The sequence below is a fragment of the Nitratireductor pacificus pht-3B genome (assembly GCF_000300335.1).
Classification (GTDB): domain Bacteria; phylum Pseudomonadota; class Alphaproteobacteria; order Rhizobiales; family Rhizobiaceae; genus Nitratireductor; species Nitratireductor pacificus.
The window spans coordinates 129,630-139,041 of record NZ_AMRM01000013.1; the positions used below are offsets into that span (position 1 = coordinate 129,630).

The 9,412-nt window shown below is 66.3% G+C and carries 9 protein-coding genes, 1 tRNA gene and 1 pseudogene; 7 read left to right on the forward strand and 4 right to left on the reverse strand.

Annotated features, from left to right (window positions below; all coding sequences use genetic code 11):
- Positions 1-33: 33 nt before the first annotated feature.
- Positions 34-1,536, reverse strand: coding sequence for an IMP dehydrogenase (gene guaB, locus NA2_RS12965; RefSeq protein ID WP_008597412.1), 1,503 nt, complete (start codon positions 1,534-1,536; stop codon positions 34-36).
- Positions 1,537-1,929: 393 nt separating this feature from the next.
- Between guaB and NA2_RS12970 the strand changes: the two genes are divergently transcribed.
- Entirely contained in the window at positions 1,930-3,348 is a 1,419-nt protein-coding gene (locus tag NA2_RS12970) for a DHA2 family efflux MFS transporter permease subunit (protein ID WP_008597413.1), read from the forward strand.
- A gap of 15 nt (positions 3,349-3,363) precedes the next feature.
- Here NA2_RS12970 and NA2_RS12975 read toward each other — a convergent pair whose 3' ends face one another.
- The 3 genes from NA2_RS12975 to NA2_RS12985 are packed head-to-tail and all read right to left on the reverse strand — an operon-like array spanning position 3,364 to position 6,418.
- Entirely contained in the window at positions 3,364-4,332 is a 969-nt protein-coding gene (locus NA2_RS12975; RefSeq protein WP_008597415.1) for a glycosyl transferase family 90, read from the reverse strand.
- A 5-nt stretch (positions 4,333-4,337) separates the two neighbouring features.
- The gene (locus NA2_RS12980) at positions 4,338-5,111 is read right to left on the reverse strand and encodes an RlmE family RNA methyltransferase (protein ID WP_040677785.1); all 774 of its coding nucleotides are present in this window, start codon (positions 5,109-5,111) and stop codon (positions 4,338-4,340) included.
- Entirely contained in the window at positions 5,108-6,418 is a 1,311-nt protein-coding gene (locus NA2_RS12985; protein ID WP_008597419.1) for a Ppx/GppA phosphatase family protein, read from the reverse strand. The genes NA2_RS12980 and NA2_RS12985 overlap by 4 nt, the downstream gene beginning before the upstream one ends.
- Positions 6,419-6,643: 225 nt before the next feature.
- Here NA2_RS12985 and NA2_RS12990 point away from each other — a divergent pair.
- The 6 genes and pseudogenes from NA2_RS12990 to NA2_RS13010 all read left to right on the forward strand — a co-directional run bounded on the left by NA2_RS12990 (position 6,644) and on the right by NA2_RS13010 (position 9,322).
- Positions 6,644-6,717, forward strand: a tRNA-Gln gene (locus NA2_RS12990).
- A gap of 115 nt (positions 6,718-6,832) precedes the next feature.
- Positions 6,833-6,958: pseudogene (locus NA2_RS21565) on the forward strand (ATP-binding protein); the annotation flags it as partial.
- 156 nt (positions 6,959-7,114) lie between these two features.
- Positions 7,115-7,885, forward strand: coding sequence for a tripartite tricarboxylate transporter permease (locus NA2_RS12995; protein ID WP_274531970.1), 771 nt, complete (start codon positions 7,115-7,117; stop codon positions 7,883-7,885).
- Positions 7,882-8,214 carry a Dabb family protein gene (locus tag NA2_RS13000; protein WP_008597424.1) on the forward strand — a complete coding sequence of 111 codons (333 nt, stop codon included), beginning with the start codon at positions 7,882-7,884 and terminating at the stop codon, positions 8,212-8,214. The genes NA2_RS12995 and NA2_RS13000 overlap by 4 nt, the downstream gene beginning before the upstream one ends.
- Complete coding sequence (locus NA2_RS13005) at positions 8,211-8,975, forward strand: HpcH/HpaI aldolase family protein (protein ID WP_008597426.1); 765 nt, start codon at positions 8,211-8,213, stop codon at positions 8,973-8,975. The genes NA2_RS13000 and NA2_RS13005 overlap by 4 nt, the downstream gene beginning before the upstream one ends.
- Positions 8,972-9,322, forward strand: a complete 351-nt coding sequence (locus tag NA2_RS13010) for a cupin domain-containing protein (RefSeq protein ID WP_008597427.1) — start codon at positions 8,972-8,974, stop codon at positions 9,320-9,322. Before NA2_RS13005 ends, NA2_RS13010 begins: the two co-directional genes overlap by 4 nt.
- Positions 9,323-9,412 lie beyond the last annotated feature (90 nt).

The following is a 9,412-nucleotide window of genomic DNA, read 5'->3' on the forward strand; positions in this document are numbered from 1 at the left end:
AAGGGGCCTTGAGGCCCCTTTTCCTTCCGGCTCTTATGCGCCGCCGGGGTAGTTCGGGCTTTCGCGCGTGATCGTCACGTCATGCGCATGACTTTCGCGCAGGCCTGCGCTGGAAATGCGCACGAAGGTCGCCTTCTCGCGGAACGATGGAAGGTCGGCGGCGCCGACATAGCCCATCGCCGCCTTCAGGCCGCCGGTCAACTGATGCAGCACGCCGGCGGTTGGCCCCTTGTAGGGCACCTGACCCTCGATGCCCTCCGGCACCAGCTTCAGCGTGTCGCGCACTTCTGCCTGGAAATAGCGGTCGGCCGAGCCGCGCGCCATCGCGCCGACCGAGCCCATGCCGCGATAGGCCTTGAACGAGCGGCCCTGATGCAGATAGACCTCGCCCGGGCTTTCGTCCGTGCCGGCGAGCAGCGAGCCGACCATGGCCGCCGAGGCACCGGCGGCCAGCGCCTTCGCCAGGTCGCCTGAATACTTGATGCCGCCATCCGCGATCAGCGAGATGCCCGCCTTCTCCGCCGTCTCCATCGCCGACATGATCGCCGAAAGCTGCGGAACGCCGACACCGGCGACGATGCGCGTGGTGCAGATGGAACCGGGACCGATGCCGATCTTGACCGCATCGGCGCCCGCGTCGATCAGCGCCTTGGTGCCGTCGGCCGTAGCGACGTTGCCGGCGATGATGCGCACGGCGTTGGAGAGTTTCTTGGCCCGCGCCACCGCGTCGAGAACGCGCTGCGAATGGCCATGCGCCGTGTCGATCACCAAGAGGTCGACGCCGGCATCGATCAGGCGCTCGGCGCGCTCGAAGCCATCATCGCCGACGCTGGTGGCGGCGGCAGCCCGCAGGCGACCCTGCGCGTCCTTGGCCGCGTTCGGGTTGAGCTGCGACTTCTCGATGTCCTTGACGGTGATCAGGCCGACGCAATTGCCCGCCGTATCGACCACCAGGAGTTTCTCGATCCGGTGCTGGTGCAGCAGCCGCTTGGCCTCGTCCTGCGCCACGCCTTCGCTGACGGTGATCAGGTTCTGGTGGGTCATCAGCTCGCGAACCGGCTGATCGGGATCGGAGGCGAAACGCACGTCGCGGTTGGTCAGGATGCCGGCCAGCCGGCCGGTCGTGTGGCCACCTGCACCGCCGTTCTCGACCACCGGAATGCCGGAAATGCCATGCGCCCGCATCAGCGCGTGCGCCTCCGCCAGCGACGCATCGGGACCGATCGTGATCGGGTTCACCACCATGCCCGATTCGAACTTCTTCACCTGGCGCACTTCCTCGGCCTGCTCGGCCGGGGTGAGATTGCGGTGGATGACGCCGACGCCGCCGGCCTGCGCCATGGCGATGGCGAGACGCGATTCCGTCACCGTATCCATGGCCGCCGAAAGGATCGGGATGTTCAACTCGATATCGCCGGCGATGCGCGTGCGCACATCGGTCTGCCCGGGCATGACTTCCGAATGTCCCGGCTGCAGGAGCACGTCGTCGAAAGTGAGCGCCTCGGCGCCGGTTGCTGTCTCGATGATCTTCGCCATTGCCGACCCTTGAATATGAGAGGATGCGCGGCTCCGCTTCCGGTTGGAAACACAGCCTCGATTTCATGATTCCCTTTCAGGATTGGCGCTGGCTGGTACCACGTCGGCGCCGGGTTGAAAAGGCGAAACCCCTTCGGGAGGCACGAATAATCACGCCGGACCGGCATCAGCACCAACACCCCTGCACGGACTGACACAGGACAAACGTTATACCGCATGCTAAAGCGCGGCCTGCCGAAAACCGATCTCCGGGCCCGTCGCTCGCTTTCGGCTGGATCGCCATGCGTCCTTTGGGACGCACGATGGACGATCTGAATTATTGACTGAGCATCGGAACAACCGAAGACCGAAATCCACCTTATCGGTCCGATGCTCCAAGAACGAAGAACAGCCTTGAACCGCACCCTGCCGCTTATCCTCGCCGTTGCTCTCTTCATGGAGCATATGGATTCGACCGTCATCGCCACGTCGCTCCCGGCGATCGCAGCGGACCTGGGCACCAGCCCGGTGACCCTGAAACTCGCGCTGACCGCCTATCTGGTGGCGCTGGCGATCTTCATTCCCGTGAGCGGGTTCATGGCCGACCGCTTCGGCGCCAGGAACGTCTTCCGGGCGGCCATCGGCGTGTTCATCGTCGGCTCCCTCGCCTGCGCCTTCTCAGGCTCGCTCGGCGCCTTCGTTCTCTCGCGTTTCCTGCAGGGCATGGGCGGCGCGATGATGACGCCGATAGGCCGATTGATCCTCGTGCGCGGCACGCCCCGCGCGCAGCTTGTCACGGCCATGGCCTGGCTCTCCGTACCGGCTCTCATCGGCCCCGTCGCGGGGCCGCCTCTTGGCGGCTTCATCACCACCTATTTCTCCTGGCACTGGATCTTCCTGATCAACGTGCCGATCGGCCTCGCCGGCATCGTGCTGGCCGGTCGCTTCCTGCCGGAATTCGCCGCCGAGGAGCGCGGCAGGCTCGATACGGTCGGCCTTCTCCTGTCCAGCATCGCGGCCTCCGGCCTGGTCTTCGGCCTGTCGGTGATCAGCCTGCCGGCTCTGCCGCCGGTCGTCGGCCTCGTCACCGTGCTGATCGGCCTTGCGGCGGCCGCGCTCTATGTCCGCCATGCGCGCAGAACGCCGCACCCCCTTCTGGACCTCAGCCTGTTCGCCAACCGCGCCTTCCGCGCGGCGATCGTCGGCGGTTCGCTGTTCCGCATCGGCGTCGGCGCGGTGCCCTTCCTTCTGCCCCTGATGTTTCAGGTGGTCTTCGGCCTGACCCCGTTCCAGTCGGGCCTCCTGACCTTCGCTTCGGCCTTCGGGGCAATCGCCATGAAATTCATCGCCACCACGGCGCTGCGCCTCGGCGGTTTCCGGCCGGTGCTTGTCTTCGCAGCGCTCCTGGGCGCTGTAAGCATCGCGGTCAACGCGCTCTTCACGCCGGCCACGCCGCATGCGGTCATCATTGCCGTGCTGATCGCTTCGGGCCTGCTTCGCTCGCTGTTCTTCACCTCCGCGAATGCACTCGTCTTCGCCGAAATCAGCGACCGCGAGGCGAGCCAGGCTTCCAGCATTGCCGCCGCGAGCCAGCAGATCAGCATCGCCCTCGGCGTCGCCATCGGCGGCGGCATTCTGGAGGCGACAGCCGTGGTCACCGGCACCACGCTCGGCCTCGATTCCTTCGTCAACGCCTTCATCATCGTGGGTGTGCTGTCCGCACTGGCGGTGATCCCGTTCCTCATGCTGCCGCCGGAAGCCGGCAGTACCGTCTCCGGGCATCGCCGCGGCCGGCTGGCTGCGGAGGAAGCGGAGGCCCGGGCGGCGGAGTGAGCCCGCGGGACGTGCTCAGGCGGTCGTGACCAGCGGCCGGCGTTCCATCTGGCCGGTGCACTCGAAATATTTCTGCAGCACGAGGAAGGAAAGCAGCGCCTCGCGCCGGGTGTCGGCAAAGCGCGCCACATGGGCATGCGCCTCGGAGATGATCCGCCGCGCCTCCTCCGGGTGACGCTCGTAGTGGGCGACCGTTTCCTCTAGATCGCTCAGATCGGCACGCAGCTCGGCATAGTGCCGGCCGGGAACCAGGGCGCCTTCCATGAACCAGGTCTCGTAGCGCGGCCGCGGCATCAAGCACAGCGAATTGGATGTCATGATCCATTTCAGATTGGTGGCGACGTCGTTGCCTTCGAGCGAGATGATGTAGCGGCTGGCAAGTTGCTGCGGGATGGACAGTCGCGCTTTCGGCGCCACACCCTCAACGCCGGTCTGGACATGCCCGATGTCAAAGGCCGTATGCCCGCCATAGAGCTCCACGAGACGGCGGCGCGCTTCGGTGTTCAGGACACCGCGCCAGACGGCGCGCGGCGCCTTCTGCTCGAACGGCAGGGAATCCTGCGGCCAACGGTAGTGGCGCAGCCGGTCGAGCTTCATCAGCACGCCGTTGGTGTTGCCGTTTCCGATCGGCCGGCTCTTCACGACCGACGGAATGGCCGGGACGAAATTGACGTCGCCAAACACATAGCCGAGCTGCAACTCCCGATCGAAGGCCGAGGCGAAGCGGCGGAGATCATAATAGTAGTAGCTCGGCTTGTGCGACATGTCGCGCAGGCGCGGGGCGGCGGCGGCCGACGCGCCCTCCTCCAGCTTGTTGTAATAGGCGAGGCGTTCGGCGGTCTCAGGCGCTATGCCGTCCTGCCCGAGCCGCGCCAGCCAGCGTTCCCACTGCGCCCGCCAGTAGGGATGCGGCAGAACCTCGCGTCCGAGCGCGGTTGTATAATACGCGACCCGCTCGATAGGGCTCCGCAGGCGCTGCCACATGGCTGTTACCCTTCGCCCGAGCCGCTGCCGGTGTCCTCGTCGCCGGCAGGCCGACTGTCGCCGCTTTCCGCCGCCTCGTCCCCGACCCGTCCCTTGAAGCCCTTGGCCAGCAGGTAGAGTTCCACCGATTCGCCGCGCGAGGCCGGCGGCTTGACGTGATGGACCGAACGGAAGTTCCGCTTCAGCATGTCGAGCAGGCCCGCCTCCGTGCCGCCCTGAAACGTCTTCGCCAGGAAATGGCCGCCGGGCTTCAGCACCGAAACCGCGAAATCCGCAGCCACCTCGCACAGATGCATGGTGCGCATATGGTCGGTGCGTCGGTGGCCGGTCGTCGGCGCGGCCATGTCGGACAGCACCACGTCCGGCGCATCGCCGAGCGTTTCGACAAGGCGCGCCGGGGCGTCCGCATCGAGAAAATCCATCTCCAGGACGACCGCTCCGGGCACCGGGTCCATGCCCAGATAGTCGATGCCGGCGACGCGCGGCCGCTCCGGCGTCGCCTTGACCCGCTCGGCCGCGACCTGACACCAGCCGCCGGGGGCGGCGCCCAGGTCGATGACGAGCATGCCCGGCGACAAGATCTTGTGCCGGTCGTCGATCTCGATGAGCTTGTAGGCGGCGCGCGAGCGCATGCCCTCCGCCTGCGCCCGGTGCACGTAGGGATCGTTCAGATGCCGCTCGAGCCAGCGGCGCGACGAATTCTTCAGGCCGCGCTTCTTCTTGACACGGGTCTTGAGCGCCCGCGCACCGCCACCCTTGTTGACCGGTTTTTTCGTCATGCGTCGCGTCCCGTCCGCCGCCGCCGGCGCCACACCCCATCGGCGGCCATCATCTCGCTCAACATTCCCTCGCGCAGGCCGCGGTCGGCGACACGCAGACGCTCCGACGGCCAGCGGCGGCGGATCGCCTCGAGGATGGCGCAGCCCGCGAGGACCAGGTCGGCGCGGTCGGCGCCGATGCATGGATTGGCCTTGCGCTGTTCGAAATCCCAGGAGAGCAGCGTGTCGATCATGCGGTCGACATTGTCGCGCTCCATCCACAGCCCGTCGACGCGCCTGCGGTCGTAGCGGGTCAGGCCCAGATGGACGCCGGCAAGCGTCGTCACCGTGCCGGAGGTGCCGATCAGATGGAAGCGGCCGCCGGCGGCGATCTCGGCGAGGCGGCCGCCATCGTCGAAGCGGTCGAGCATTTCCGACACCGCGTCGACCATCGCCGCAAAACTCTCGCGCGTCACATGATGCCCGCCGAAGCGCTCGGCCAGCGAGACGACCCCCACCGGCAGCGATGTCCATGACACGATATGGTCGGCTAGGCGCGGCGTGCGGTGGCGCGAGATGTCCACCAGCGCGATTTCCGAAGACCCGCCGCCGATGTCGAACAGCACCACGCCCTCCGTGCCGCGCTCGACCAGCGTGCCGCAGCCGGCGACCGCCAGGCGCGCTTCGGTCTGGCGGTCGATGATCTCCAGCGTCAGCCCAGTCTCCACGGCGACGCGGTCGATGAAGTCCGCGCCGTTTTCGGCCGACCGGCAGGCTTCCGTTGCGATCAAGCGCATGCGCCTGGGCTGGCGCTGGCCGAGTTTCTCGGCGCAGATCTTCAGCGCCGCCACGGCCCGGTCCATCGCCGCCTCGCCGAGCCGCCCTTCCGCAGAGAGGCCCTCCCCCAGGCGAACGATGCGCGAGAACGCATCGACGACGCGGAAATAGCCGGGGCGCGTCGGGACTGCGACCAGCAGACGACAATTGTTGGTGCCGAGATCGAGCGCCGCGTAGGTGAGCTTTGCGCCATCGTCCTGCGCGCCCTGATCGCGCCGGATGGCGGGCCTGCCGCGCACGGGCTGCTGTTCCTGCTCGACAGCGACGCCCCCGGCGGGCGCAGCCTCCCGCGGCCCGGAGAGATAGACCCCGCGCTTGCGGCGTTTTCGGCGCTTGCGCTTGCGCCCGCCGCCCTCGCCGGCCGCCCCCTGCGGGTGCGCGGAGGATCCGGCCTGCCGGTCGGCGGAGTCCGGGCTGGAGCTCCTGTCCGAAACAGCATTCCGGACACCCCTCGCGACCGGCGAAACCTCGCCGTTGTCGTGGTTGTCCACTGCTTTTCCTTCGCCGCCGCGCGAACCTTCCCGGACGCTGCAGCCGGCTCATCATCTTTACGTTACCGCCAGCGTATCAGTCCGGCGGGATTTCACCAAGGGGCGTGTTGAGGGTCAACATGCTCGTCCACCGGCGGGGCGTCGTGCGATTTGAATTCCGAAGCGCACTTGACTATAAGGAGCGGATCGCTAAATAGCGTGTTCACGCGGCCCGCGTCGCGCTGCTGGGGAATAGGTTAACGGTAGACCCACGGACTCTGACTCCGTTAGTCCTGGTTCGAATCCAGGTTCCCCAGCCATTCATTTCCAAACATTGTTAGGCACCGCTTTCTCGCGCAATTTTGCGCGACATTTCAGCAGCTTGCGCGACCGTCGGGCAGACGGAGACGGCATTCCCGGTCCAAACCGAGGCCGGAATGGCCCGCCGTCTTCGGCGACGCCAAGATGACGACGGCGCTGCTCGACCGCCTCACACATCACTGCGAGATCATCGAAACCGGCAACGAGTCCTGGCGCTTCAAGAACCGATCTCAAAGCTAAAGCCAGGGAGCTCAACCCACGCGCCCGACCGGGCTGCGCAACCCCGACCAGCTCCACCCGGTCGGGCGCTCACCGTCGAGCCCTACGAGGGGGTCCCGATTGCACGCCGATCCAGGGTCCCCATTCCGAGCCGATTGACAGCCCGACCGCACGGACCTGCGCGAGATCTGGCCGGCGATGCTGCGTGGAGCGGGGTTCGGCAGCTTCTTCGGCGCCTTGCCCGGCACCGGAGCCACCATCGCTGCCTTCATTGCCTATGCCGTGGAAAAACGCGTTGGGCGGCGGCGTATCCCTTTCGGCAAAGGCGCGATCGCAGGGGTCGCAGCCCCGGAAAGCGCCAACAATTCCGCCGCTCAGACCGCCTTCATTCCCACCCTCACCCTCGGGGTGCCGGGCAGCGCGAGCATGGCGGTCATGCTGGGGGCCCTGATGATCCACGGCATCCTGCCGGGACCACGCATGATCACCGACCGACCGGATGTGTTCTGGGGCCTTATCGCAAGCTTCATCGTCGGGAACATGATGCTGCTGGTCCTTAACATCCCGCTGATCAATATCTGGGTGCGGCTCCTGCGTGTCCCCTACGCGCTGCTCTACCCGCTGATCCTCGTCTTCATTGCCATTGGCGTCTACTCGATACGCAACAGCCTGTTCGACGTCGGACTGGTGGCGGGCTTCGGCCTGCTGGGCTACGCGATGCGCCTACTCGACTACGAACCGGCACCCTTGCTCATGGGCTTCGTTCTCGGCCCGCTGATGGAGGAGAATCTGCGCCGTGCGCTGGTTATGTCGCGCGGCGACGCGGCGGTTTTCGTGGAAAGCCCTATAAGCGCCGTGATCCTGGGTCTAACCGTGCTGATCGTCCTGGCCATGTCCCTGTCACGCCTGCGTGGACGGCGCAGCACAAGGTCTGAGACACCGTCATGATCAAGCATATCGTCATGTTCCGCTTCCGGCGCGAGGTCACTGCTGACCAGAAGCGCGCCCTGCTGATGGAATATCCCGACTTCCCTGACCTGCATCCGCAGATGAAGGCCTTCGACATCGGGCGCAACCGGAGCCGCCGCGACAGCTGGTTCGACTACGCCTTCGTGATCGAGCTGAAGAGCTGGGACGACCTTGACCGCTATCTCGAAGGCGCCGAGCACGAAGACCACGTCGTCTCCCGCTTCCGGCCGCTGATCGAAGACCGCGCCATCGTCAGCTTCGAATACACCCCCGGCACGCATGATTTCCTCGGGGACCCGCTCGGATGACCCTCCGAACCCGGCTCGCCGCAGGCGACGTGCTCGTCGGCAGCTTTCTCAAGACCCCCGCCCCGCAATTGGTGGAGGTTCTGGGGCTCTCCGGCCTGGATTTCGTGGTCGCGGACATGGAACATGCCCCAATCGACCTCCGCGACCTTGACCTGATCGCCATGGCGGGCCGCGCGGTCGATCTGCCAGTCCTCGTTCGCAGCCGTGGCAGCAGCGCCGAGGCGATCTGGCCAGCGCTCGACCTCGGGTGTACCGGCGTAATGGTCCCCCATATCCGCAATCCCGCCTCCGCGCGGGCCGCCGTGGCAGCGGCCCGGTTCAGCGCCGGTCAGCGCGGATGTTCGCCTTCCGGTCGGGCCGGGTTCTACGGTGGCCTTCCACCGGTCTGCTTCCGCGATACATCTGACCAGGAAACGCTCGTCATCGCGCAGATCGAAGACGAAGAGGCGCTCGCCAACCTCGATACGATCGCGATCGAACCCGGGATCGACGCACTGTTTCTCGGCCCCGTCGATCTTGCTCAATCCCTGGGCTGCGCGCCCGATGCCCCCGAGATCCGGGCAGCGGGAGAGAAGATCGTCCGCGCGGCCGCCTTGGCCAACAAGGCCGCGGGAACGTTCGTGCCGTACAGCCCCGCGATCCGCGATGCGGTTGCTTCCGGTATGCGGCTGATCGTCTGCGGGTCCGACCAGTCGCTGTTGCGCACGACCGCCACAAACATGATCACCGAAATCGATATCCACCAGGAGCCCCCGACATGAACCCTGTCCATTCTGTTGACTGGTCCGCGATCGACTGGCGTGAAATCCGCTCCGGCGTTTTCCAGAAGGCGTTTTCATCGCCAACGGCCACGCTGGCCTTACACCGTCTCTACCCCGAGCACGAACCCAGGCCCCACAGCCACCCCAATGAACAGATCGCCTGGATCATCGAGGGTTTCGTGGATTTCCACATCGGCGACGTGGTCGAACGGCTTGGCCCCGGGGGGATTGTCGTCATCCCGCCGAACGTTATGCACCACGCGATCGTGGTCGGGGACACGCCGGTCCTCAACCTGGACGTCTTTACGCCCAGCCGGCCAGAGTACGCGCCCCTGCCGCCCCGATAATACGCAACGTCCGTCACGCCGATCCGACCAGACCGCCTCTTCCACTGATGTGCCTTCATCCGCCTGGCGCAGATCGCTTTCATTCTGCGC

Excerpts from the sequence above, each read along its gene's own strand:
- guaB (WP_008597412.1), bottom strand. The coding sequence starts at position 1,536 with ATGGCGAAGATCATCGAGACAGCAACCGGCGCCGAGGCGCTCACTTTC.
- NA2_RS12975 (WP_008597415.1), bottom strand. The coding sequence starts at position 4,332 with ATGTGGCAGCGCCTGCGGAGCCCTATCGAGCGGGTCGCGTATTATACA.
- NA2_RS13010 (WP_008597427.1), top strand. The coding sequence starts at position 8,972 with ATGAACCCTGTCCATTCTGTTGACTGGTCCGCGATCGACTGGCGTGAA.
- NA2_RS13005 (WP_008597426.1), top strand. The coding sequence starts at position 8,211 with ATGACCCTCCGAACCCGGCTCGCCGCAGGCGACGTGCTCGTCGGCAGC.
- NA2_RS13000 (WP_008597424.1), top strand. The coding sequence starts at position 7,882 with ATGATCAAGCATATCGTCATGTTCCGCTTCCGGCGCGAGGTCACTGCT.
- NA2_RS12980 (WP_040677785.1), bottom strand. The coding sequence starts at position 5,111 with ATGACGAAAAAACCGGTCAACAAGGGTGGCGGTGCGCGGGCGCTCAAG.